16 protein-coding genes are annotated in these 25,865 nt (G+C 66.4%); 7 read left to right on the top strand and 9 right to left on the bottom strand.

The genetic code is table 11. From position 1 onward, the window contains the following. The 4 genes from I2487_RS10690 to I2487_RS10675 all read left to right on the top strand — a co-directional run bounded on the left by I2487_RS10690 (position 1) and on the right by I2487_RS10675 (position 6,353). On the top strand, positions 1-1,254 hold the full coding sequence (locus I2487_RS10690; RefSeq protein WP_207171551.1) for an ATP-grasp fold amidoligase family protein: 1,254 nt from the start codon (positions 1-3) through the stop codon (positions 1,252-1,254). Positions 1,255-1,389: 135 nt separating this feature from the next. Next, positions 1,390-2,667 (top strand): nucleotide sugar dehydrogenase, encoded by a 1,278-nt coding sequence (locus tag I2487_RS10685; RefSeq protein ID WP_207171553.1) that lies wholly within the window; start codon positions 1,390-1,392, stop codon positions 2,665-2,667. Between the two features lie 97 nt (positions 2,668-2,764). Continuing rightward, on the top strand, positions 2,765-5,254 hold the full coding sequence (locus I2487_RS10680; protein WP_207171555.1) for a glycosyltransferase family 2 protein: 2,490 nt from the start codon (positions 2,765-2,767) through the stop codon (positions 5,252-5,254). Further along, complete coding sequence (locus I2487_RS10675) at positions 5,247-6,353, top strand: O-methyltransferase (RefSeq protein WP_207173042.1); 1,107 nt, start codon at positions 5,247-5,249, stop codon at positions 6,351-6,353. The genes I2487_RS10680 and I2487_RS10675 overlap by 8 nt, the downstream gene beginning before the upstream one ends. A gap of 288 nt (positions 6,354-6,641) precedes the next feature. Here I2487_RS10675 and I2487_RS10670 read toward each other — a convergent pair whose 3' ends face one another. Both I2487_RS10670 and I2487_RS10665 read right to left on the bottom strand, forming a co-directional pair. After that, positions 6,642-8,717, bottom strand: coding sequence for an acyltransferase family protein (locus I2487_RS10670; protein ID WP_255546265.1), 2,076 nt, complete (start codon positions 8,715-8,717; stop codon positions 6,642-6,644). A 25-nt stretch (positions 8,718-8,742) separates the two neighbouring features. Then, on the bottom strand, positions 8,743-11,562 hold the full coding sequence (locus I2487_RS10665; protein WP_207171561.1) for a glycosyltransferase: 2,820 nt from the start codon (positions 11,560-11,562) through the stop codon (positions 8,743-8,745). A gap of 193 nt (positions 11,563-11,755) precedes the next feature. Between I2487_RS10665 and wecB the strand changes: the two genes are divergently transcribed. Further along, entirely contained in the window at positions 11,756-12,922 is a 1,167-nt protein-coding gene (gene wecB, locus I2487_RS10660) for a non-hydrolyzing UDP-N-acetylglucosamine 2-epimerase (protein WP_207173041.1), read from the top strand. A 10-nt stretch (positions 12,923-12,932) separates the two neighbouring features. Continuing rightward, a complete protein-coding gene (gene smc, locus I2487_RS10655) occupies positions 12,933-16,595 on the top strand; it encodes a chromosome segregation protein SMC (protein WP_207171565.1) in 3,663 nt (1,220 codons plus the stop codon). Here smc and I2487_RS10650 read toward each other — a convergent pair. Then, a complete protein-coding gene (locus I2487_RS10650) occupies positions 16,582-16,974 on the bottom strand; it encodes a DUF1801 domain-containing protein (RefSeq protein WP_207171567.1) in 393 nt (130 codons plus the stop codon). The two genes, smc and I2487_RS10650, sit on opposite strands and share 14 nt — an antisense overlap. A 130-nt stretch (positions 16,975-17,104) precedes the next feature. On the opposite strand from I2487_RS10650, the gene I2487_RS10645 reads away from it, so the two are divergent. Continuing rightward, positions 17,105-18,337, top strand: a complete 1,233-nt coding sequence (locus tag I2487_RS10645) for an MFS transporter (RefSeq protein ID WP_207171569.1) — start codon at positions 17,105-17,107, stop codon at positions 18,335-18,337. Between the two features lie 107 nt (positions 18,338-18,444). Here the strand turns inward: I2487_RS10645 and I2487_RS10640 are convergent, their stop codons facing one another. The 6 genes from I2487_RS10640 to eat all read right to left on the bottom strand — a co-directional run bounded on the left by I2487_RS10640 (position 18,445) and on the right by eat (position 25,811). Further along, positions 18,445-19,725 (bottom strand): ammonium transporter, encoded by a 1,281-nt coding sequence (locus I2487_RS10640; RefSeq protein WP_207171571.1) that lies wholly within the window; start codon positions 19,723-19,725, stop codon positions 18,445-18,447. A 169-nt stretch (positions 19,726-19,894) separates the two neighbouring features. After that, positions 19,895-20,671 carry a 3-oxoacyl-ACP reductase gene (locus I2487_RS10635; protein WP_207171573.1) on the bottom strand — a complete coding sequence of 259 codons (777 nt, stop codon included), beginning with the start codon at positions 20,669-20,671 and terminating at the stop codon, positions 19,895-19,897. Between the two features lie 48 nt (positions 20,672-20,719). Next, positions 20,720-22,078: an aldehyde dehydrogenase family protein gene (locus tag I2487_RS10630; RefSeq protein WP_207171575.1), complete on the bottom strand. Its 1,359-nt coding sequence runs from the start codon at positions 22,076-22,078 to the stop codon at positions 20,720-20,722. After that, positions 22,075-22,914 carry a gamma-glutamyl-gamma-aminobutyrate hydrolase family protein gene (locus I2487_RS10625; RefSeq protein ID WP_345941403.1) on the bottom strand — a complete coding sequence of 280 codons (840 nt, stop codon included), beginning with the start codon at positions 22,912-22,914 and terminating at the stop codon, positions 22,075-22,077. The genes I2487_RS10630 and I2487_RS10625 overlap by 4 nt, the downstream gene beginning before the upstream one ends. Beyond that, the gene (locus I2487_RS10620) at positions 22,895-24,241 is read right to left on the bottom strand and encodes a glutamine synthetase family protein (protein ID WP_207171579.1); all 1,347 of its coding nucleotides are present in this window, start codon (positions 24,239-24,241) and stop codon (positions 22,895-22,897) included. Before I2487_RS10620 ends, I2487_RS10625 begins: the two co-directional genes overlap by 20 nt. Positions 24,242-24,377: 136 nt before the next feature. After that, complete coding sequence (eat, locus tag I2487_RS10615; RefSeq protein WP_207171581.1) at positions 24,378-25,811, bottom strand: ethanolamine permease; 1,434 nt, start codon at positions 25,809-25,811, stop codon at positions 24,378-24,380. Positions 25,812-25,865 lie beyond the last annotated feature (54 nt).

Below are 25,865 nucleotides of genomic sequence, written 5' to 3'. Positions count from 1 at the left end.
ATGAAGAACCTGCGCGGCCGGATGGTGCAACGAGTCCCAGGAATCGCCTGGCGAGATCGCAAACTCGAATTCCTGGAGAGCAGGCTCTCCACCAACGAGGCCGAGCGCCAGAAGCTGACCCAGAAGCTGAGCGCGGCGCGGGACCAGGTCGCCGCCAGCCGACGTGACAGAGACGAGATGAGGTCCCGGGTTCATGTCTTGACCGAGGAGCTCAAGACGGCCGAACAGCTGGCGAGGTTGGAACGCCTTCGACGTCGGGCACCATCATTCGAGGCCCTGCTCTCGGCATATGCCGCCCAGCACAGCGCGGCGCTCAGACTTGGCGATCGAAGCCTCAGCCCGATGGCCCAGATTCCCTATAAGCTGCGCAACTACTCCCTGGCCCAGAGCCATGGAGTCCCTACGCCCCGGATCTCGGGCGTCTGGAGCGCGGCGAGCGAGGTCACGCTCAGTGAGGTCACTGCCGAACGCATAGTGCTCAAAGGCGACGGCGGCCACAGCGCGCAAGGGGTCTTTCCTCTTGAACGCACCAGCGGGGGGTGGCGGTCCTTGGACGGTGCCATCCGATTCTCCGGGGATGTTCCCCCGCCGGAGATACTGGACCCCCTGAGCAGAGCGAGGGCTCCCTTCTTCGCGGAAGAGTTCCTGGAGAGTCCGAGCGGCTGGGCTATCCCAGAGGATGTGAAGCTCTACTGCGCCTATGGAGAGGTGCTGCAGGTCTATGTGATGCGGTCCTCCAGCGAGGGAAACATGGAACGCGAGAGCTTCTCGAGCCGCTTCTTCGACGCGCAGGGCGAGCCCTTCGACGAGATCCGGCGGGGGCTCAGATATGACACCGGGATCGAAGCGCCGGGCCAGCTTCCCGAGCTGGTCGAAGCCGCGCGGCATCTCTCTCGAGCCGTCGGTCTGCCGTTCATCCGTGTGGACATGTACGCAACGCGCACCGGGCCCGTCCTGGGGGAGTTGACGTCAGTGCCCAGTGGGGGCAAGCAGAGCTACGTGCAGGACCATGACCAACTGATGGGTCAGGCTTGGGTCGACGCCGACGCGGAGCTGGAACGAGACTTGATGCTCGGACGGCCTTTCGGGACCCTATACGGTGACGCTGAGTTCACCTGGATGTATCCCGAGGCGCAGAACAAGACCAACATGCATCATCCCGACAACTGGGCGAGACGGATGGCGCGATGCTCCCAGTGGTGCGCCGCCGGTGCTCCCAGCGGTGGGAAACCGGGCGATGTCGACGTTTCATGAATGAGATCAGCAGGACTCGGCGATTTCAGCCCGAGAATGGCGTTAGTTCTTTATAGAATTTCAAGTCTGCGGTGTCGCCGGATCCTTGGTCCCGGCACTGGAATCCGACACCTACCCCGAATGGGAAGAGCTGCAATGAATTCAACAGAAGGTCGCGACGTCGTCGTCGTGCTGGGACAGGGGTACGTGGGTCTGCCCCTGGCCGAGGCGGTCGTCGAAAGCGGAGCAAAGGTCTATGGCTTCGAGATCAACCTCGACCGAGTCGAGTCGATCAACGGCGGTCACTCACACATCGATGACCTCAGTGATGCCCAGCTGCACGCGATGCTCGCAGCCGGTTACGAGGCATCTGCCGACCCGGAGGTCCTCCGCGCCGCCGACTTCGCGATCATCGCAGTCCCTACCCCGCTCGATGACGGTGGAGGCCCCGATCTGCGCGCCGTGGAGTCCGCTGCGCGGGCACTCGCGGTGGAGTTGAAGCCGGGTGCGACCGTGGTCCTGGAATCCACCACCTACCCGGGCACCACTGAAGACATCGTGTTGCCGATCCTCGAAAGTGGAGGACGCGTGCATGGAAAAGACTTCTTCCTCGCGTTCTCACCCGAACGAGTGGACCCCGGGTCCGCCGAGTTCGGCATCAGGAACACCCCGAAGCTGGTTGGGGGCCTCACTCCCGAGGCGACTGAAAAGGCCACCCGCTTCTACGAAGGCTTCGTGGACACCGTGGTTCCGCTGTCCGGAGCCAAAGAGGCTGAGACTGCCAAGCTGCTCGAGAACACCTACCGCCACGTCAACATTGCGTTGGTCAATGAGATGGCCCGATTCTGTCATGATCTGGACATCGACATCTGGGAGGTCATCCGCGGAGCCGCCAGCAAGCCCTTCGGGTTCCAGAAGTTCACACCAGGTCCTGGCGTCGGCGGACACTGCATCCCCATCGATCCCAATTACCTCAGCTTCCAGGTCAAGAAGACGCTGGGCTACCAGTTCCGTTTCGTGGAACTGGCACAGGAGATCAACAACTCCATGCCTCAGTACGTCGTGGGCCGAGTGTCTGAGCTGCTCAACGACCAGCGCAAGCCTCTGAACGGGTCCAAGATTCTCATCCTGGGAATCACCTATAAGCCCAACATTGCCGACCAGCGTGAGTCTCCAGCACTGCCGCTCGTGGAGATCCTCCGTGCGCGCAACGCCGAGGTTTCCTTCCACGACCCGCTGGTCGAAGAGTGGGATGTTGCTGGCGAGCACATCTCCCGAGTCCCCGACCTCGACGCCGCGCTGGAGGAGGCTGACCTGGTGCTGCTGCTTCAGGCACACGCCAGCTACGACATGGACCATGTGGCTCGCCTGTCGAAGACGCTCTTCGACACCCGCGGCGCCGTGACCGGCCAGGAAGGTGTGTACAAGCTCTGATGAGTCACTGCCTGCCAGGACGCGCCGTCCATGCCGTGGTGCACCGAGAATCCATGGCCCGTAGCCCCCTGAATGCCGGCGATGGAGCCTCCAGCTGATGAGCACGATCCCCGATCACCTCCTCGAGGAGTACTCCGCCGACGCACGAGGTCTTGGGGCCTCGGCAGAGGTAGCGGCGCTTCAAGCGAGATCACCAGACATGCGGGAGATCTTCGCCTACGCGGCCAGCGACGGGAAAGCCGGCTGGGAGGAGGTTCAGCGCCAAGTCATGCAGGCCGACTTCCGCGGGCTCGATCCGCTATGGCTCGCCAAGCTCGCTCGCGTGTGCGGACTGCAGGATCTCTATGCAGGTGATGCGCTCTTCGCCTTGACGGCATTGCGCCATACCAACAGGCTCTTGTGGAGGTCCCAGCCGTACCGAAGGTTCCACGTTCTCGAGATCCAGCTGCTGATGGAGCAGCGGGAGTTCGAGGAGGCGGAACTTCGGATCGAAGAGAATTTCGACCTGCGCCGGGTGACTAAAGGTTATATCCAGTGTGACCTAAAAAATCCCTTCCTGCGTGCTGAACCGCAACTCTATGGTGCGTGGATTGAGGAATTTAATCGGCCATTCATCAAAGGTGGTTGGTTGCCGCTCAGTGTGGCTGAAGGTTCTTCGCAGCCTTTTGACCGGCTTCTGGCGGCCCATGACGGGAAACCTCAGGGAACAGGCGCGAAATCTCCGCTGGTGTCGGTCATCATGACGACCTACAAGCCAGAACGCCATACAGTGCTTGCTGCCGTAAATTCCATTCTGACGCAGACCTGGCGCAATCTTGAGCTCATCATCGTTGACGATGCATCGCCCCAGGAGTACCAGGGCATTCTCGACGAGGTGGAGGCGTTGGATGAACGGCTTCGTGTCATCCGGCTGACCAGGAACGGGGGGACGTACGTCGCCCGGAACGAAGGTATGCGGGTTGCTTCAGGCCGTTTCATCGCGGGACAGGACTCGGATGACTGGTCCCACCCCGAGAGGATCCGCGCTCAAGTCGACTACCTCACGGAGAACCCCGAAACTCCAGGTGTGATGACTTCCGCGCTCAGAACCGACGAAGACCTCGTCATGACGTGGAGGGGACGAGACCCCAGAAGGCCCTGTGAGGTGAGCCTGATGGTTCGCCGCACTGCAGTGGACCTCGTCGGGGGATACCTGCCGGCTCGAAAGGCTGCAGACTCGGAGTTTCGCATGCGAGTCTCCGCCGCAGCCTCTGAGCCGGTCGGCAGGCTGGTGGCACCCCTCTACCTGATTCGTCTGTTGCCGAACTCCCTTTCCCGAGGGGACTACCTTCCAGGGTGGTCCCACCCCAGCAGAATGGGCTTCCGGCGATCGTATGCCCGCTGGCACGCCACCGCACCCCAAGAGAGACTCCACTACACCCCGGGCACACCTGTCGACGAGTTGGATGTGGTCATCCCCGGGCGGTTCCAGCTCGAGCAGCCTGAGCCTTCGCAGTTTGATGTGGCGTATCTTGCGGACTGGCGGGGAGACGAAGGTGTGCAACGGGCGGCGCTGGACGAGCTGGACCTCCTGGTCGCCGCCGGGCGCCGGGTCGCGGTGATCCACATGGATACCTGGAAGTATTGCGGTGAGCGGATGGGCCCGTTTCTGGCGCGGTTGCAGGATGGAATCAACGAGCGCAAGTGGAGTCTGCTTCGTCTCGATGAGGCAGCAGAAGTAGGACTTCTTGTGGTTCGTGATCCTCGGTCGGTCCAGTTCCTGCCTGCTGAGCCATCCCATCTTGAGACTCGACGACTCATCATTCTCGCCGATGAGAGCCCCGCTGCTGGAGAGTTCAACGGTTACGACGTCGAATCCTGCACTGACAACGCACGTCAGCTCTTCGGCGTCGAGCCGATGTGGGGAGCAACGCAAGCAGGCCTGCCCGTTCTCGAGGGTGTGCGCAGAGAAGGCATCTCGGTGCTTCCGGAGACCATCCCATACGCCCTCTCGGATGAGCAGTGGCTGAGCAGACCCCGGGCGCGGCATCGGGAGCGACCTGTCGTCGGTCGTCACGCCCGAGTCCTCGATCAAGCCTGGCCCAAAGACTCGGAGACGCTCGCGTTGCTCTGGCCGCTTGACGGTGCTGTCGATGTGTGGGTCCGCGGCAACGCCGATGACGCTCTGCAGGTCTTGGGCGCCGGCGAACTGCCAAGCTCGTGGGTGCTCTTTCCGCACCAGGACCTGCCGGTCCGGCCATTCTTGAATACCGTCGACTTCTACGTGCCGACCTTCACGAGGAACGCCCCGCACGAGGTCAGAGAGGTCTTCGAGGCCATCGCGAGCGGCTGCATTGCTATTGTTCCGGAGACGTTCCGGCCGCTGCTCGGCCAGGCGGCACTCTACGCGACCCCGTCTCAGGTCTCCGAACGAATCCACGAGATGTGGAGATCGCCAGAGGCCATGAATCTGCATCGGAGATCAGCCGCTGAGCTTCTTCGTCGCCGTCTCGTACGCAATGCCGATTTTGTGCAGCTGATCCAATCCGTCTTATCGAATGAAGCGTCCTCGGACAAGAGTGGAGAATTCGTTGCTGGGAATGTCTAGAAAACAGGCGCTCATCGCCGCAGCGCTGCTGGTGGCAGGAGTGGCCGTCATCCTTTTGACCGTCGAGGACACCGGATTGTGGGTCGCGGCTGTTACGGTTCTCCTCACCCTGGGCCTCCTGAGCGTGCTCGTCCTGCGGGTCCAGTATGCAGTTCTGCGAGAACTGCGTCGGGCTTCCACCGCTACGAAGCGTGCGGATGAGAAGACGCACAGGGAACTCTCCAAGGTCTCGGCCCGACAGGCAGCGATTGAAGAGAAGCTCGCCGTGATGCGGACGGACTTGAAGACGACACATAACAAGAACGAAGCGCGCATTGCGAAGTCTGCCGGCGATGTTGATCGGATTCGGCAGCTTCGGGTGCGACTCGAAGAGGCCGAACGTAGGATCCTGGCTGGCACAGAGGTCTCCCGGCTCTCGATGGAAGATTCGGCGAAGAAGCTGACCAACCAGTCCACGCGGGAGAGCAGGGAGACCGTGCTGCAGGTTGAGTCGCTGCTCCAGTTATTCGCCAGTGGCGCTGCCGACCGTCGAGCGCCGATGCCCCCGACCGGGAACTTTGCCCTCGACGCTCAGGCTCTGCTGCACCTGCTGCACCTCATTCGAACCAAGCGACCCCGGCGAATCCTTGAACTTGGAAGCGGCACCTCAACGATCTGGATGGCATATCTCTGCCGCGAACTGGGAATACAGCTGATCTCTCTTGATCACCTGGAAGGGTATGCATCGCGAACACGAGAAGGACTGAAGCGGCACGGACTTGAGGATGTTGTGGATCTTCGAGTGGCGCCCCTGGAGACCTACGAGCTCGACGGAAAGAGCTTCGAGTGGTACTCAAGAGACGCAATCTCCAGCCTGGACCAGATCGATTTCCTGATCATCGACGGCCCGCCCGAGTCCACGGGTCCACGTGCACGGTTCCCCGCAGTTCCTGTCCTGTGGGACAGGCTCTCAGGCCACGCCTCGGTGGTCCTGGATGACACCCACCGCGAGGGTGAAGTGAAGATCCTGAAATCCTGGCTGAGCCGCTTCACGGACCTCGTCCAGGAGGACAAGGGTCTGAGTCGGCTCGGCGTGCTGACCCGGAAGAACGAATCCTGACGTAGTCTTCGGGAGGACAATCGCGGTCGCCCCCGGAGAGCGGGAGGGAGAGCTCCTAGATCGGTGACCACGAGTGGTCTCCCGGTCTAGGAGCTCTCCTTTTCACGTTCTACCGAGAGCGCGGAACAGAAACGGGGCACTCCTGGTCCAGAGCCCGCTCAGGACGGCCCGGACACGGAGGGGGCTGACGCGGCCCGTGTGGTCGTCCCCCAGGGGTGGTCCCCCAGCGGTCGGTACCGGCAGGTAGCGCATCCGGAGGCTCCAGAAGGCGCGGCGCGATGCTCAAATTCAGCGGTACAGTTCAGGCAGCTCGGCCCTGATCCGCTCATCGAGATAGGGAGCAAGGGTCTCCACGTAGTGGGAGCTCAGGTGGCTGTCGTCTCGGTAGACACCGACGTTGCCGATGACTGCGGGACACGCATCCTCAGGGCAGATGTATTCCGTCATGTCGATCGAATAGATGGATTCGGTCTGAGCGATCTCAGCGAGGAGATCTTGCTCGGCGTAGATGCTGTGATCGACGCCGCAGCTCTCTGAAGTTCCGCCAGCGGCGAGGCAGTCGGGGACGTTCTCGTCTGGACGTGCTGTTCCCCGGATCAGAAGCAGTTCAACGCCGGTCTCCACGATCTGGTTCCAGCGATCTTCCGCGCCTGGGGTGATCTTCTCCTCGCTTCCACTGCGGTACAGAGCGGTTCCGGTGGAGATCACAAGGTCAGGTTGGCGCTCCTCCACCACGGAGAGCAGGTTCTCGTTCCACCTCACGCAGTCGTCCCTGTCCTCATCCTCCGCTCCTCGAAGTCTGCATCCAGACTTGTTTGCCACGATGAGCTCCCAGCGGTGCTCCTCGGCCAGGAGAGCGAGTGCGTTGTACCAGTGGGCAGAGTGGGAGCCTCCGGTGAGCATGATCGTCGCGGCAGGTTCCGCCGGTGGATCCGGATCCTCACAGACCAGCACCTCATCCGAGCCAGGTTCATCCAGGTGCGTCTGTTCGCAGCCCCAGGTCGCGAACATTGGTTCGCTCGCGCTCAGCTCGTTAGGTTCCGGGAAGAAGTCGATGCTTGCATCGACGCGCTGGGCGTCACCCACGGCGGCGGCACCGGGGTAGTCGCTGCGGTCGACTCCAGACATGGTATAGCCCTCTGGGATCGCAGGCGTCAGCTGGTTCAGAACCAACGTGGAGGCAACTCCCGCAGCAGCCAGGACCACTGCAGCGGCACCGAGCTGTGCCCTTTCCCGGACCTTCGTGCGGCCCATCGGCAGCTCGATCCACCGGTAGGTCGCCCAGGCAAGCAGCAGCGAGACGGCGAAGACCGCTGCGGCGCCGCGTACGCCGATCGCTTCTCGGTCTCGCGCCTCAAGATAGAAGATCAACAGCGGCCAGTGCCAGAGATAGAGCCCGTACGCCACGTTGCCGATCCAGGCGAAGAAGCCGTTGGAGAGGAACGTCGCAGCGCTGGCTCTGGACTCATCCAGTCCCAGCCCGCCGTTGGCCGAGAGCATCACCAGTGTGAGCCCTGCCAGGGGCCACAGTGCCCAGGGTCCCGGGAACAGCGAGGCCCCATCGAGGACGAAGCCACAGGTGACGATCAAACCGACGCCTAGCCATCCCGCGAGGAAGCGCAGTCGAGAGGGCAGCGCGATCGATGAGGCGACGAGAGCCAGAAGCCCGCCGAACGCCAGCTCCCAGAAGCGCGTGCGCGTCATGAGATAGGCCTGGTCCTGATCCATCGTCTGCATGTAGAGCGTGAAGACGAAGGATGCGGCGATGATGAGCACGACCAGGAGGGTCATCACGTGTACGGCAGGCCTCTTGAGCCTGCGGGCGAGCAGCACGGACATCACGGCGACAACTGGCCAGACCAGGTAGAACTGCCCCTGGACACTGAGCGACCAGAAGTGCTGGAACGGGCTGGTCCCAAGCCCTGCGGCGCCGTAGGCCAGCTGTGAGTTGATCAGCTCGATGTTCTCGAAATACAGGAACGAGGCCCGGGCCTCTGCCCAGAGCTGTTCATGTCGAGTACTGGGGAAAAGGAAGAGCCCGACGGCCAGAGTCGTGGCGATGACGATCGCAGCGGCGGGCAAGAGCCGTCGCGCGATGCGAGCCAGGTATCGCGCGATATCGATGGGGCCTGCACCGGCAGCAGACTCGCGCAGCAGCATACCGGTGAAGAGGAATCCCGAGACCGCGAGGAAGATGTCGATGCCGCCCGAGACCCGGCCGGCTCCGAAGAGATGGAACAGCACCACCCCAAGAATCGCCAGACCACGCACCCCGTGGAGCTCTGGACGGAACCGGCGTTCGGGGAGGTTGTGCGTCAGGCTCTGGTCCGTGACGGCAGGGCGTGCCTGGGCGCTTGTGGGCATCTCAGACACACGCTCCGCCCTCGAGCTACGCAGGACCGATCCCGTATGGCCGAAGCCGGGCGAGGTACGCGGCAGGGCTGCATTCGGCGCGCACGAAGTCGAGCCCCTTCTGGCGCTGTTCCTCGTAGCGCTGGGGATCCCGGAGTCCGCTGATCGTCGCCTGCACATTGCGCGGCGTCGCGTAGACGGCACCCTCACCGAAGACGGGTTCGAAATGCGGCGGCAGCACGCAGACGACACCATGGTTCATCGCCTCGAGGATCGCCATCCCGAACGCTTCGACGAGCTCATCGCTGTGGTAATACACGAAGAAGTCGAGGCCGCGCAGGTAGTCCGAGACCTCGATGCCGTTGAACGCGTGCACCGTCCAGCTCTGCGGGAGCTCCTCAGGCAGCCAACCGGCCTTGATCGGTGTGCTGGCCCCGCCCAGGATCGTGACCCCGACCGAGCCGTCGATCGGATAGGCCTTGAGGAAGTCGGACTTGGTCGAGGGCCACTTGCCGGGGTGGTCCCGCCCATGACGCCCGATCACCGGGATCCGGTCCTCAGAAGGGACCCGGGTGCTGCGAGACTCTGCGCTCAGCGGGACGGTGATGCCCTTCCATGCGCCGTCGGCCAGCTGGCCGGAGGGCACGAGGTCCTGGATGTACTCGCGCAGCCGTTCGCTCTCGGCGGCCCACTCTGGGGCTGCGCCGAAGGTGGCAGCGACATTGCGGGTGACCGCCCGCACATCGTAGCTGCGGCGGTCTCCGGCAAGCTCGTAGGGCATGTGGTTGGCCACCACAAGAATCCGGTCGGCGACCAGTTCGGATCGGGTGCCCAGCGCCAGCTGCATGCACGCGGGCCATCTGATGAGAAGCAGCTTCGTGCGGGCAGACTGCGCCACGGAAAGCCGGTCGACCCGTCCGTCGAGGACCAGACGCTCCAGGGCCGGGACGAAGTGACGCTTCGAGGCGGACGCGATGAGGCCGTTCTCGATCGGGATCACACCGACCCGCAGCCCGGCGTCCAGGCAGGTGGTGATCTCCTGGAGCAGGACGCTGGAGTTTCCGGCCTCGAAGCCGAATTCGGAGAGGTAGATGACGTCATAGGCCGGAGGCTCTGCGGACTTCTGCGGAAGGAAGCTCCGCGGCGCGACGAAGGGCCGCACGGCGGGGTGCTTCGGCATGTACGCCGAGGCCTCACCGCGTTCGATCTGCCCGTGCCAGTCCCGGTACGCCCTCTGATAGGCGTGGCGATCATCGTGGCGGTACCCCAGACCGAGGTCTGAACTGGTGAGGTTGCCGGCGCCCATCAAGGAGAAGGCGAGCGGCGCCTTGATCGTCGGCTGCAGCTCCACGCCGTAGACAAGCTGGAACCGGAACTTGAACTCGCCGTCGCCGGACTTCCGCACCGTGTCCCAGTACCCGAGGGTCTGCTGGATCTCTTCGCGGCGGAACATCAGGGAGGCGAAGCTGGGGTGGACCACCCGGTCAGGGCCCCAGCGCACGAGGAATTCGAGATCCTCGCTGACGCGGACCCAGTTGCCGAGGTTCGCCTTCACCGAGCTGTCGTGGAGAAGCTCGGTGGCCTGCAGCTCGATCTTCTGCGGGTGATGCCAGTCGTCTTTGTCTGCGATCGTCACGAAGAGGCCCTGGGCCAGGTCGTAGCCGTCGTTGCGCACCGCATAGGCGCCGCGGTTCTCCTCGCAGAGCACCAGCCGGACACGGTCGTCATGATCGGCCCAGCGCTGCAGCCGAGCGCGATAGTCGGTGGGAACGCCCTCGCGGTCATGGGTGGGGGAGGAGTCGTCGATGACGATGACCTCCAGGTTGCGCCAGCTCTGCCGCAGCAGTGATTCGATGGCGAGGTCTGTGGAGTCGTCCGGCTCGTAGATCGGCATGATGATGCTGACCAGAGGCTGCTCCTCCACCGGAACTCCCGCATCAGGAGTCTCGGCGGTCAGTTCGAAGAAGGACGGCGCCTCGGGATTCTTGACGCCGACGGGGCTGAGGCCGCTCTCGGCCAGCAGCTCGTTGATCGATTCGAGCCATTCGAGACGTCGTCGCGCATCTGAGGTCACGTTGGGGTTGATGGCGTTGAGCTTCAGGAAGCCCTGGCTGTAGCTGCGATCGGTGCCCTGCGCGGGTGCGGACTCGAGCACCTCGATCGCTTCGGGGAACCGCTTCTTCCAGGTCAGTAGGTCAGCGAAGTACGAGCGGTCCACCCCGGAGAGCACCTTCGGGCCGTGCTCGCGATGCAGCAGCTCATAGATGCTCAAGGCATCCAGCAGGTCCATCTCGGTGACACGCTGGGAGTAGAGCACCCGCGCCAGATTGATCAGCCCAGGCTTCCAGGTGCTGCCGATGAGCTCCTTCTCGGCACTGTCCCGGTGCATCGGGATGCGCCAGGACTCCAGGAGATCGCCGAGCTGGGTGAAGTCATGGCGGCCATTGGTGGCAGCGTGCGCGAGCACGTCGCGGGCACCGGTCAGCCGGTTGCGGATCGCCAGGTTGGTGAACCAGGAGAGCTGCCCCTTGACCGAGCGGACCTGCTGAGCCCAATACGCCGTGGTGGAATCGTGTCCGGCTGCGACAGCGCCGGCGGGTGTCCCGAGGGTCTGGTTCTTGCGTTCTCTGCGCAGCTGCCGGGAGATGTCCCCGGTCTGGGCGAGCAGCCGTCGGGAGAGGCTGCTGAACCCGTAGATCGAGACCGCCAGCGAGAGCAGCAGCATCACCGAGATCCCGACGACAACGACCGGCCACCACTGCAGCGCGGCGGCCACGGTGCTGAGCGCCGCAACAGCGATGAAGACCCCCAGCGCGACCCAATGGGTCCGCGTGAGTCGTTGACGAAGGCCACGCAACGAACGCGTCGAACCTGAGCGCAAAATCAATCCCTTTCCTGCACCATCCGGATTCCGGTGCTGACACGATGCCCGAGTTTACCGGCATACTCGCTCCGATCCCGGATGCCTGGGTGTTAGACCGGCCCCATGTCGGCACGGGAAGCTAGGCTTGGGGCCAGACACCAGGCGCGCGAAGGGACAGGCATCACCGATGAAGCGAATCATGCCCATCTACGGGACACGTCCCGAGGCCATCAAGATGGCACCGATCGTCAAGGCGCTGCAGGCCAGCGAGCTCTTCGACTGCGAGGTCACCGTGACCGGCCAGCACCGCGAGATGCTGGACCAGGTCAACGAGCTCTTCGGCATCGTGCCGGACCATGACCTGAACATCATCCAGCCGAGGCAGACGCTCAACGGGGTGCTGACCCGCACGGTCATCGGCCTGGACGCGATCTTCGCGAGGAACAAGCCCGACGCCGTCGTCGTCCAGGGAGACACGACCACCACCACCGCCGGCGCGATGGCTGCGTTCTACTCCGGGATTCCGGTGATCCACGCCGAGGCCGGGCTGCGCTCGTTCAACCTCTACTCACCGTTCCCCGAAGAGGCGAACCGCAAGATGACCAGCCAGATCACCGCGCTGCACCTGGCTCCCACCGGGCAGTCCCGGGACAACCTGCTGCGCGAGGCGCTGCCGGCCCAGGACATCGTGGTCACCGGCAACACCGTGATCGACGCGCTGCTCGAGGTCGCGAGCAAGCATGTGCCGTTCGCCGATGCTCAGCTCGAGGACGCGGCGGCCTCGGGCCGGGACGTCCTGCTGGTGACCACCCACCGCCGCGAGAACCAGGGCTCCGCCATGGAGGGCGTGGGCCGCGCGCTGGCCCGCCTGGCCAACCGGTACCCCGAGAAGCTGATCGTGCTCCCGGCACACCGCAACCCGGTGGTCCGCGAAGCGATCCTTCCCGCCCTGGCCGGGCACGAGAACGTGATCGTCACCGAGCCGCTGCCCTACGGCGAGTTCACCCGGCTGATGAATCTGGCCACCGTGGTGCTCACCGACTCCGGGGGCGTGCAGGAGGAGGCCCCCTCCCTGGGCAAGCCGGTGCTGGTGATGCGGGACAACACCGAACGCCCCGAAGCCGTGGACGCCGGCACCGTCCGGCTCATCGGCACCGCCGAGGAACGAGTGGTCGAAGAGGTCGCCGCGCTCTTCGATGACCCGGAGGCGTACTCCGCGATGGCCAATGCGGTGAACCCCTACGGCGACGGCCACGCCGCGCAGCGCACCGTGGCGGCGATCGCGGCGATGTTCGGGCTCGGGGAGCGGTTGGAAGACTTCCAGCCCAGCCCCGCCGAGTCCGGCGGAGTGTGAGTCCACACCCGTGCACCTGAAGACCCTGACCGTCCGCGGATTCAAGTCCTTCGCCTCGGCCACGACCTTCGAGTTCGAACCCGGGGTCACCGCCGTGGTGGGCCCCAACGGGTCGGGCAAGTCCAACGTGGTCGACGCCCTGGCCTGGGTGATGGGCGAACAGGGCGCGAAGTCCCTGCGGGGCGGCACCATGGAGGACGTCATCTTCGCCGGCACCACCGAGCGCCAGCCGCTGGGCCGAGCCTCGGTGTCGCTGACCATCGACAATTCCGACGGCGCGCTGCCGATCGAATACTCCGAGGTCACGATCTCCCGGACGATGTTCCGCACCGGGGGCAGCGACTACACGATCAACGGCGCGAAGTGCCGGCTGCTCGACATCCAGGAGTTGCTCTCGGACTCCGGGCTGGGCCGGGAGATGCATGTGATCGTCGGCCAGGGGCAGCTGGACCAGATCCTCCAGGCCACCCCTGAGCAGCGGCGTGGGTTCATCGAAGAGGCAGCCGGGGTGCTGAAGCACCGGCGCCGCCGGGAACGCAGCGTGCGCAAGCTCGAATCGATGCAGACCAACCTCTCCCGCCTCGAAGACCTGATCGGCGAGATCTCCCGGCAGCTCGCGCCGCTGGGCCGTCAGGCCCGGGTGGCCCGCCGAGCCCAACGCATCCAGTACGATCTGCGCGATTCGCTCTCCCGGATCATCGCCGACGATCTGGTCCGTGCGGCCACCGCCCTGCACGAGTCCAGCCAGGGCGAACAGGAGGACCGGGACGCCGCCGAGCAGCTTCGGACCTCGCTCGCGGCCCAGGACGTGGAGATCGCGCAGCTGGAGCAGCAGGCCGCAGATCAGCGGGCCCACGTCGAGAAGCTGCTGGCAGGACACCACCGGCTCGAGCGGGTCCAGGAGCGGCTGCGCTCGGTGGCCTCCCTGGCTCAGGAACGTGCCCGGAGCCTTCGGGCCTCTGCCGTGGTGCAGGAGTCCGGCCGCGACCCGGAGGCGATGCGCGCCCAGGCGGAGTCCGTGGCCGAGGCCGCCGCCGAGCTCGACGCCGAGGTCACCGCGGACCGGGAACGGCTGGAACGCTGCTCGGCCGCGCGGGCGCAGGCCGAGGAGGCATGGAAGCTGGAGGAGACCCGGCTGACCGAGCAGCTGCGCGCCGTGGCGGACCGTCGCGCCGGTCTGGCCACGCTGCGTGGCCGGGTGGACACCGCTCAGGGACGGATCGACGCGGCTCAGGCGCGTGGTCGGCGTGCGCAGGAACAGGGCGACGCCGCCCGGGCGGCCCAGGAGCGCGCCCGCGGCGAGTTCTCCGAGCTCGAGCAGCGCCTCGCCGGCGTCGAGACCGGCGAAGCGGATCTCGACGCCGACTACGAGGCCGCGCACCAGCGACTCGAGACGCTGCGCACCGCCTACGACGAACAGCTCGCCGCCCAGCAGCGGCTGCGCACACAGATCAATGAACACCGCGCCCGGCTCTCGGGGCTCTCCGCGGCCCGCACCCCGCGCGACGGCGCCGCAGCCCTGCTGCGAGACCGGACCGAGGACATCGAGGCGCCGCTGGCGCAGCGGCTGCGCATCACCCGTGGCTGGGCGACCGCGATCGCCGCATGCCTGGGCAGCCTGGACGCGGCACTCATCGTGAAGGACGCCGAGACTGCCGCACAGGCGCTGGGCTGGCTCGCCGCCGAGGACGCCGGCCGGGCACACCTGATCCACCCGGTGCTCCCCGGGACCGATCCCCGCTCCGAGCCGGTCTCCGCCGGGCCGCCAGACGCTGGGCTTCCCGACGCTGGGCTTCCCGCGCTTCCCGAGGGCGCGGCCTGGGCCCACCAGGTGGTCAGCGTCGCCGAGGACCAGCAGCTCCCGGTGCACGCAGCCCTTGCCGGGGTCGTGCTCTGCGCCGACCAGCCGCAGGCCGCCCGGCTGCTCCAGCTCTCCGAGGTGCGCGCCGCGGTGACCAGCGAAGGGATCATCCTGCGCGCCGGTGAGCGGATCGGCGGCACGGTGCTGGAGAACTCCGATGTGGCGATCACCGCCGAGATCGCCGAGCTCACCGAGGCCGTGGACCAGCTCGAGCTCGAGCTCGAGGCGCTCGCCGCCGCCTCTGCCGCGGAAGAATCGGAGGTCAACGCTGCTGAGCTGCGTGTGGAGTCGACCCTGCAGGCGCTGCACGCCAACGACGCCGAGTTGCATGCCATGACCGAACAGCTCGCGCGGCTCCACGCCGAGATGGCGCGCTCCGCCGAGCGGATCGAGACCTCCGATCAGGAGGCCCACGCGGCGCAGTCTGCGGCCGCCGAGGCGCAGCAGCAGTGCCAGGAGGCTCAGGCGCGGCTGGAGGCCGCGCAGAGCGAAGACATCGAGGAGGAGCCCTCCAGCGCCGAGCGGGATCACCTCTCGGCCGCCGCCGCGGCGCGGCGCCGTGAAGAGGTCGACGCCCGCCTGGAGCTGCGTGCCGCCGAGGAGCAGCACAAGCAGATGCTGGAGCGCGCCGCCGCGCTGAGGCGCAGCGCCTCCGCCGAAGAGACCCGCAGAGAACAGGCCCAGAAGGTCGCGCAGGCTCGCAGCTCCCGCGCCCAGGCGGCCGAGTCCATCCAGGGCGAGGCCGAAACCGCCATCCTCGCCCTGAACGAGGTCCTGCGCCGCTCGGAGACCACGCGCAGCGTCGCCGAAGCCGCCGGGACTGCCACCCAGGAGCGCACCACCACGCTGCGCGCCGCACGCAGCAGCGACGCCGCCGAGCTCGAGACGCTCACCGCAGCGCTGCACCGGGCCGAGCTGACCCGCACCGAGCTGCGCCTGAGCCTGGAGGCCGCGGAGGCCCGCGGACTCGAGGAGCTCAGCCTCACCGCGGAGTATCTCATCGAGCACTACGGTCCGGACCAGCTGGTGCCGCATGCCGAGACTCCGGAGGTCACCGAGCCGCCGGAGCCTGCAGAGACATCGGAGCCTGGAGAGACATCGGAGCCCGAGCGCGGAGTGCCCTTCGACCGCTCGGAGCAGGAGAAGCGGCTCACCCGCGCGCGCCGTGATCTGAAGGCACTCGGCAAGGTCAACCCGCTGGCGCTGGAGGAACATTCTGCCCTCGAAGAGCGCCATACCTACCTGCAGGATCAGCTGGCCGACCTCAAGAGGTCTCGGCAGGATCTGCTCGAGATCATCGCGGACGTGGATGCCACCGTGGAGAAGGTGTTCACCCAGGCCTGGCTCGACACCAAGGTGCAGTTCGAACGGGTCTTCGCCCGGCTCTTCCCCGGCGGCGAGGGCCGGCTGGAGCTGACCAACCCCGAAGACATGCTCAACACCGGCATCGAGGTGCAGGCGCGGCCTCCCGGCAAACGGATCCGTCGGCTCTCGCTGCTCTCCGGGGGAGAGCGCTCACTGACCGCCGTCGCGCTGCTGGTCGCGATCTTCAAGGCCAGGCCTTCGCCGTTCTATGTGATGGACGAGGTGGAGGCGGCGCTCGACGATACGAACCTCTCGCGACTGCTGGTGATCTTCGAGGAGCTCCGCGAATCCTCCCAGCTGATCATCATCACCCACCAGAAGCGCACCATGGAGATCGCCGACGCGCTCTACGGGGTGTCGATGCGGCAGGACGGCTCCACCCGGGTGGTCTCGCAGCGCCTCGGCGCGGCGCAGGAGGCCAGCACAGCAGAGCTCACCACGCCGTGACCTTGCGGTAGGAGCCGGCGATGATCTCCTCGAGCACCGCGAGATCCACCTGATCCAGGCGTGGGATGTAGAGACACCCGACGCCGGTGCTGTGCGGACCGAGCCGGTCCAGCGCCTCGGCGTGCGCCTCGACCCCCTCGGGCAGATAGATCGTGGTGGCCTGCCGCCGGGCGGCGAAGCCCGCCGCCGGGGCGTCACCCTCGCGGCCCGAGGCATAGCGGTAGTGGTAGGACCCGAAGCCGATGATGCTGCCCCAGAGCTGCGGCTCCTCGGCGGTGATCCGCCGCATCAGCTCCACCATGCTGCGGGCGTCACGCTGCCGCACCTTCGGCGTGATCGCGCTCAAGAAGACGTCCAGGCTGCCAGCAGTGGGTTCCATCGAAACGCCTCTCGTGGTGAAGTGCCCCTATCCTGCCATGAGATCTCGAAGCCGGGGGAGGGAATGGTCCCGGGGTTCGTTGCGTTGAGCAACGAGGATGACCGATGGCAGAACAAACAGGAGTGGCCCCATGACACGTGACACGAAGATCGGGATCCCTGCTGAGCTGAAGGTGATGATCGTCTCGGCCTTCGTGATCGCCATCGGGTTCGGCATCGTGGCCCCGATCCTGCCGCAGTACGCCTCAGACTTCGGCGTCTCCGCCATGGCGGTCTCCGCCGTGGTCTCGGCGTTCGGCCTCTTCCGGCTGATCTTCGCCCCGGCATCGGGAAAGCTCACCCAATGGCTGGGGGAGACCCCGGTCTATGTGATCGGGTTGCTGATCGTGGCGGTGTCCATGATCGCCACCGCCTACGCCCCCAGCTATGAGCTGCTGCTGCTCTTCCGCGCCCTCGGAGGCATCGGCTCGACCTTCTTCACCGTCTCGGCGATGACGTTTTTGGCCCGGAAATCACCGCCTACGATCCGTGGCAGGGTCTCCGGGGCCTATGCCTCGGCGTTTCTGATCGGCAGCGTCGCCGGTCCGCTGGTGGGTTCGGGGCTCCTGGTCTTCGGCCCGCGGGTGCCCTTCCTGGTCTACGGTGCGGCGCTGGTGGTGGCGGCCGCGATCGTGTTCGTCATGCTTCGGCAGTCTCGCCTGGAGGATCGGGGACGCAAGGAAGAACGCGAGACCGCCACCCTGGCCGAGGCCTGGCAGCACCGCGGGTACCGTGCCGCGCTCACGGCCGGATTCGCGAACGGATGGGCGACCTTCGGGCTGCGCAACTCCGTGGTGCCGCTCTTCGCGGCTACGGCCTTCGTCGGCTCCGGCTGGGTGTTGGACTCCAGCCAGCTCGCCGGGGTCGCGCTGGCCACCTTCGCCGCCGGCAACGTGGCGGCGGTGCTGCTGTTCTCGCGTCGGTCAGACCGGCTCGGACGACGACGCCCGATCATCCTCGGACTGCTCGTCTCGGCGCTGGCCACGGGACTGCTTGGTCTCGCACCGAGCCCGCTGGTGCTGCTGCTGCTCAGCGTGATCGCCGGGGCGGGCACCGGCCTGATGAATCCGGCGCAGCAGGCGGCGATCGCGGACATCGTCGGTTCGGGCCGGAACGGGGGATCGGTGGTTTCCACCTTCCAGATGACCCAGGACCTCGGGGCGATCATCGGACCGCTGCTGGCGGGGTTCCTGGTCGATCAGCTCGGCTACGCCTGGGCCTTCGGCGTGACCGGAGTGATCCTGATGTTCGGTGCCCTGGCCTGGACCCAGGCTCCGGAGACCTTGGAAGCCGAAACGGAGTCCGCCGACGCGACACGGCCCTGAGCCGCCACCGCTGATCTTGCGCAAAGAGCCTGGGTCCGGTCCACCGAGCGAGATGCTCGATGAACCGGACCCAGGCTCTTGATGCGTCGCGGGGACCTAGAAGGGGGTCACTCGCGGGGTGCGCCGACGCTGGTCTTGCGCTCAGCGTTGACGGTCTCGAAGATGTAGGCATCCTCGTCGTGCTCGGAGCGGTCGATGCCGAGGGTCTCGACATCGGAGGTGACGCGGAAGCCGATGGTGGCGTGGATGGCGTAGGCGATGATCGCGGTCATCACCACGGTGAAGACCAGGGTCACCAGCACGGCCACGACCTGTGAGCCCATCAGGCCCAGACCGCCGCCGTAGAACAGACCGGCGCGTTCGCCGTCGATCAGCTCGGCGCGGCCCAGCAGGCCGATCGCCACGGTGCCCCAGAGTCCGGCGACGAAGTGCAGGCCGACCACGTCGAGCGTGTCATCGAAGCCGAGCTTGTACTTCAGGCCGACTGCCAGGTAGCAGACGAAGCCGGAGATGGCGCCGATGATGATGGCACCGACGGGGTCCACGTGTGCACAGGCCGGGGTGATGGCCACGAGTCCGGCCACGATGCCTGAGGCGGCGCCGAGGGCGGTCGGCTTCTCGCCGCGGATGCGCTGGGTGATGAGCCAGACGACCAGAGCCGACGCGGGGGCCAGCAGGGTGTTGACCCAGATGAGCCCGGCTTCGCCGGCCTCGGCAGCTGCGCCGCCGTTGAAGCCGAACCAGCCGAACCAGAGGAGTGAGGCGCCCAGCAGCACGAACGGTGTGTTGTGCGGGCGGTGTGAGGCGCGTTCGGTGAAGTTGCGACGCTTGCCCAGGATCAGTGCAAGAACCAGAGCAGCGAGACCGGCACACATGTGGACCACGAGGCCGCCGGCGTAGTCGACTGCCTCACCGACAGCGTCGCCCACGGCGCCGCCCTCGACGAGGAGTCCACCATCGCCCCAGACCATGAAGGCCAGCGGGCAGTAGACCAGGGTGACCCAGATGGGCACGAAGACCATCCAGGCGGAGAACTTGGCGCGGTCCGCGATCGCGCCGGAGATCAGTGCCGTGGTGATGATGGCGAAGGTGGCACCGAAGCCGATGCCGATCAGGTCCTCGGGGGCCTCGGCCAGGGTGTTGTAGAGACCGAGATCGGTGCCGGGATTGCCGAACAGGCCACCGACGGACTCGCCGCCTGCGATGGCGGAGCCCCAGAGGGCCCAGACCACGGCGACCAGCCCCATGGCCGCGAAGCTCATCATCATCATGTTGATGGCGGACTTGGCCTGAGACAGACCGCCGTAGAAGAAGGCCAGTCCGGGTGTCATGAGCAGCACGAGGCCGCTTGCCACAAGCACCCAGACGTCTAGTGATCCAAGTTCCATGTGTCCCTCCAAGAAACATCAATTCATCGGTGAACTTCACCGAGACGAGCTGATCTCCATGGTGACCGCCTCGTGTTTCACCCGGCGCGCCGTGATGTTTCGGGGAGGTTAAACCTTTCCCTGCAGGGCGGGATCCGCTCTGCTCCGCCGTTCTCCGCCGCCGGCGGGCTCAGAACGGGGTGACGTAGGCGCCGGAGATGCCGCCGTCGACCAGGAAGGTGGAGGCGGTCATGAAGGAGGAGTCGTCGCTGGCGAGGAAGGCCACGGCGGCGGCGAGCTCCTCGGGCTCCGCGAAGCGGCCCAGCGGTACGTGGACCAGTCGGCGGGCCGCCTTCTCCAGGTCCTTGGCGAAGAGCTCCTTGAGCAGGGGGGTGTTCACCGGTCCCGGGCACAGCGCGTTGACCCGGATGCCCTGGCGGGCGAACTCCACGCCCAGCTCTCGGCTCATCGAGAGCACGCCCCCCTTGGAGGCGCTGTAGGAGATCTGGGAGGTCGCGGCGCCCATCACCGCGACGAAGGAGGCCGTGTTGATGATCGATCCCTTGCCCTGCTGCTGCATATACGGGATGGCGTGCTTGCAGCAGAGGTAGACCGAGGTGAGGTTGACGTCCTGGACCCGGCGCCAGGCGTCGATATCGGTGTCCAAGATCGAGGCGTCCTCGGGCGGGGCGATTCCGGCATTGTTGAACGCGATGTCTACGCTGCCGTAGGCCTCCTGGGTCTGTGCGTACAGGTCCTCGACCTGCTCCGGGTCGGTGACGTCGACCTTGACGAAGAGCCCGCCCAGTTCCGCGGCGGCCTGCTCGCCGGCGACCGCGTCGACGTCGGCGATGACCACGCGGGCTCCTTCGGCGGCCATCCGGCGGGCGCTGGCGAGACCGATGCCGCTGGCACCTCCGGTGATGACGGCGCTTCGGTCGACGAGACGGCGGGCGTTGATCTGCATGGGACTCCTTGGTCGATGGACAGCGGGTGGGATGATCCGTGCAGCCGCTCAGCTGCTGGAGATGAAGACGTTCTTGGTCTCGGTGAAGGCCTCGGCGGCGTCGGGGCCCAGCTCCCGGCCGAAGCCGGATTCCTTGAACCCGCCGAAGGGGGTCCAGTAGCGCACCGAGGCGTGGGTGTTGACCGAGAGGTTTCCGGCCTCGACCCCTCGCGAGACCCGCAGTGCGCGTCCCACATCCCGGGTCCAGATGGAGCCCGAGAGGCCATAGTCGGTGTCATTGGCCAGTCGGATCGCCTCGGCCTCATCCTCGAAGGGGACCACGGCCAGGACCGGCCCGAAGATCTCCTCGTGGAACGCTCGGGAGTCGGGGGAGGGGGTGAGGACGGTCGGCGGGAACCAGAATCCGGGACCGGAGGGTGCGGACCCCTGGAAGGCGATCGGGGCGTCGTCCTCGAGGTAGGCGGCCACGGAGTCGCGATGGGCCGCGGAGACCAGGGGTCCCATGTCGGTCTGCTCCTGCCGGGGGTCCCCGCAGCGGAAGCCGCGCACGGCAGGTTCCAGCAGCTCCAGGTACCGGTCCAGGACCTTGCGCTGCACCAGGACCCGGGACCGGGCGCAGCAGTCCTGTCCGGCATTGTCGAAGGCGCCGCCCGGGGTGGCGGCGGCGGCCTGCTCCAGGTCGGCGTCGGCGAAGATGATGTTGGAGTTCTTCCCGCCCAGCTCCAGGGTGAGTCGCTTGACCTGGTCCGCGCAACCGGCCATGATCCGCTTGCCCACCGCCGTGGAGCCGGTGAAGACCACCTTGCGCACCCCCGGGTGGGTCACGAAGCGCTCGCCGACCACCGAGCCCTTGCCGGGCAGCACGGTGAAGACGCCCTCGGGCAGTCCGGCCTGCAGCGCGAGCTCGCCCAGCCGGATGGCGGTCAGCGGGGTGATCTCCGCCGGCTTGAGCACCACGGTGTTTCCCGCAGCCAGGGCAGGCGCGAAGCCCCACCCGGCGATCGGCATCGGGAAGTTCCAGGGCACGATCACCCCGATCACGCCCAGCGGCTCGTGGAAGGTCAGGTTCACTCCTCCCGGGGCCGGGATCTGCCGACCGGAGAGCCGCTCGGGAGTTCCGGAGTAGTAGTCCAGCACGTCGCGGACGTTGCCGGCCTCCCAGCGGGCATTGCTGATGGTGTGCCCGGCGTTGCGCACCTCCAGGGCCGCGAGATGCTCCAGATCAGCGTCCACCGCCTGGGCGAAGCGACGCAGCAGACGCGCCCGGTCCGCCGGGTCCACTGCGCGCCAGGAGGTGAAGGCGCGCTGAGCGCGGGCGATGGCGGTGTCGGTCTCCTGCAGCGAGGCCAGCTCGATGGTCTCGATGACCTCTTCGGTGCTCGGATCGATGATCTCGGTCGCGGTCATGGGTGCGTTGCGTCCTCTCGGTCATGCTCAGCCGGTGCCTCGGATCCTCGGGGCGGGCTCTGCTGGCGGGTGGTGTCTGCTGCGGCGTCTCGCCGCTGGGCGAAGTGCCGGGCGACGTCGACGAAGCCCTCGAAGAGCCGGGCATCCTTGCGGTTCTCCTCGGGGTGGAACTGGACGCCCAGGGCCCAGGGCTCCGTGGTGGTCTCCACGGCCTCGATGGTCCCGTCGGCGGCGCGGGCGGTGACGATGAGCCCTTCCGCCACCGTGTCCAGCGCCTGGTGGTGGTAGCAGGGTGACTCGGCGCTCTCCCCGAGCAGCTGCGCGCATCGGCTGCCCGGTTCGGTGGTGAACCGGACGGTTCCGTAGCGCCCGGGTGCGGGCTGGTACTGCGCGGCGTCGGGATTAACGTCGGGCAGATGTTGGATCAGGGTTCCGCCCAGCGCGACGTTGAGGATCTGGGCGCCGCGGCAGATCGCAAACAGCGGCAGGCCTCGATCCAGGGCCGCCCGGGTCAGCGCGATGTCGTGCTCATCCCGGCTCGGCTGGGAGGAGGTGCGTTCGTGCCGGGCGGCGCCGTAGAACCGGGGGTCCACGTCGACCCCGCCGATCACGATCAGCCCGTCCATCAGCTCCAGCACCGAGGGGTCGGTGCCCACCGGAGGCAGCAGCACCGGAGTTCCTCCAGCTGCCGCCACGCCTTCCACATAGGTCCCGGGCACGATCGCCGCGATCGACCTCCAGTCGCCCCAGGACCCCTCCTGGTAGTACGTGGTCAGCGCGATCCGGGGCGGACCTCCCGGCGCGGACGTGGACTCCTCAGAGCCGCTCGAAACCACGGTGCAGCTCCCAGTCGGTGACGGCGGCCTCGAAGGCCTCCAGCTCCACATCGGCGTAGTGGACGTAGTGCTCGATCACGTCCTCGCCGAAGACCTCGCGGGCCAGTGCTGAGCCTTCGAGGAGGTCGCGGGCCTCGCGCATCGCCGAGGGCACGACCTGCGCGTCGGACTCATACGCGTTGCCCTCCATCATGGGTTCCAGCTCCAGCTGATGCTCGATGCCGTAGAGACCCGAGGCCAGCATGGCGGAGAGCGCCAGGTAGGGATTGACGTCACCGCCGGGAAGCCGGTTCTCCATCCGGGCGGAGCCGCCGTGACCGACCAGCCGCACCGCACAGGACCGGTTGTCGATGCCCCAGGCCACCGCGGTGGGGGCGAAGCTGCCCTTGGCGAATCGCTTATAGGAGTTGATGTTCGGGGCGTAGAAGATGGAGAGTTCCCGCATTCCCTTGAGCACCCCGGCGATGAAGTGGTCGTAGGTGGCGCTGCGGGTGTTCGTCTCCTCGTCCCAGAAGCTCAGCTCACCGTCGAGTCCGCGCAGGGACATGTGGATGTGGCAGGAGCTGCCCTCACGCTCGTTGGGCTTGGCCATGAAGGTGATGGACTTCCCCTGCTGCTGGGCGATCTGTTTCGAGGCTAGCTTGTAGACCACGTGGTTGTCCGCCGTGACCAGGCCCTCATCGAAGCGGAAGGCGATCTCATGTTGGCCGAAGTTGCATTCGCCCTTGGCGCTCTCCACGGTCATCCCGGCGGTGTACATGGCATTGCGGATCTCGCGCAGCAGCGGCTCCACCCGTTGGGAGCCGAGGATGTTGTAGTCGACGTTGTAGCGGTTCGCCGGGACCAGGCTCTGGTAGTTGGAGTCCCAGGCGTCCTCGTAGCTGGTGTTGTAGACGCAGAACTCGAGCTCCGTGCCGGTGAGCATCTGATACCCCATCTCCCGAGCGCGGTCGAGCTGAGCGCTCAGCATCGCCCGAGGCGACATCGGTATCAGCGTGCCGTCATGGGCGGTGAGATCGCACTGGATCATCACCTGCCCCGGGTTGTGCGGCATCAGCCGGATGGTGTCCAGATCCATGGCGAAGCTCATATCGCCGTAGCCGGCCTCCCAGCTGCTGATCGCGTAGCCGCCCGGGGTGTTCATCTCGGTGTCCACGGCCAGCAGGTAGTTGCAGCCCTCGGCGCCCTCCTCGAGCATCGAGTCCAGGAAGAACTGCGCGTGGCACAGCTTGCCCTGCAGCCGACCCTGCATATCGGTGAAGGCGAGGACCACGGTGTCGATGCGCCCCTCGACGATCTCCAGACGCAGGGCTTCAACGGTGAGCATTCGATCATTCCGGGGGTGTTTGGGCGATGTCGTCACGGGATCTGTTCCTTGGGGTGGAGGGGCAGGGACGGGGTCGAGGCTGGGGCGGTGATGCCGGGGCGGGTTCAGTTCAGGGTGGGCCTGGTTCAGGCTCGGTTCAGTTCAGCGTGGAGTCTGCGTCCTTGACCCGGGCGAACTCCTCCTCTGGCGCGTTGGCGACCACACGGTGGCGGCTGAAGAACCAGAAGTAGCCGAGGAAGGCCAGGAACACCGCGGCGGTGATCGAGGCGGCGAACACATCGACCAGGAAGGTCGCGATCACCGCCACCACCGCCAGCACGAGTGCGATGCCGGTGGTGACCACTCCGCCGGGAGTGCGGTAGGCCCGCGGAAGGTCGGGTTCACGCAGTCGCAGCACGATGTGGGAGAGGTTGAGCAGCACATAGGACACCGTGGCGCCGAACACCGCGATGTTGATCAGCAGGCCCCCGTCCCGGGTCGCCGCCGCGAGCACGAAGCCGATGGTGCCGGGCACGATCAGGGCCACCCAGGGGGTCCTGCGGCGCCCGGTCAGCGAGAGCCAGCGCGGCAGGTAGCCCGCGCGGGAGAGTGCGAAGAGCTGCCGTGAATAGGCGTAGATGATCGAGAAGAAGCTGGCGATCAGGCCCGCGAGCCCGGCGTAGTTGACGATGCTGGCCATCACGCTGTCGGGGCCGGCGACGGCGCGGATCGCTTCGGGGAGCGGGTTGTCGGAGGTGCTCATCGACTCGGAGCCCGCGGCGCCGGGGACCAGGACCAGCATCAGGGCTCCGGTGACCAGCAGGATGAGCATCGCCACGATGATGCCGCGCGGCATGTCGCGTTGGGGATCGGTGGTCTCCTCGGCGGCCAGCGGGACGCCCTCGATCGCCAGGAAGAACCAGATGCCGTAGACCAGCGCGGCCATCGCCCCGGCATAGCCCATCGGCAGGAAGGCGCTGGCGCCCACGGCGTCGTTCGGGACGATGTCGAAGAGGTTCGCGGCGTCGAAGTGCGGGACCAGCGCGATGACCGTGACCACCAGGGCGAGCACGGCGACCGCGGTGATGCCGAACATCAGCCGCAGCGCCTCACCCACGCCGTAGAGATGGATGCCCACGAAGATCACGTAGGCCGCCAGGTAGACCGGCCAGGAGTTGGTCATGCCGAACAGCCCCAGCGCCTCGATGTAGCCGCCGATGAATGTGGCGATGGCCGCCGGCGCGACCGCGTATTCGATGAGCACCGCGACGCCGGTCGCGTAGCCTCCCAGCGGACCCAGGGCTCGCCGAGCGAAGCCGTAGCCGGCTCCGGCGGTGGGCAGCGAGGACGACATCTCGGCGAGTCCGAAGACCATGCAGGTGTACATCACGCCCATGAGCACGAAGGCGATCAGCAGGCCGCCCCAGCCGCCCTCTGCCAGACCGAGGTTCCACCCTGCGAAGTCCCCGGAGATGACGTAGGAGACCCCGAGTCCTGCGAGCAGGATCCACCCCGCAGCGCCGGTCTTGAGCCGGCGGTGGGCCATATAGCTGGAATCAGCGACGAATGGGCCGGTCTTGTGATGCGGCATGGCTGTCCACCTCTTGTGGAATCGAACCGATGGGAACACCGTCAAAGGACTGAT

The organism is Nesterenkonia sp. E16_10, from assembly GCF_017347085.1.
Taxonomy (GTDB): Bacteria; Actinomycetota; Actinomycetes; order Actinomycetales; family Micrococcaceae; genus Nesterenkonia.
The sequence above is the reverse complement of the archived record's forward strand: the minus strand, read 5'-3'. Positions and strand labels throughout refer to the sequence as shown.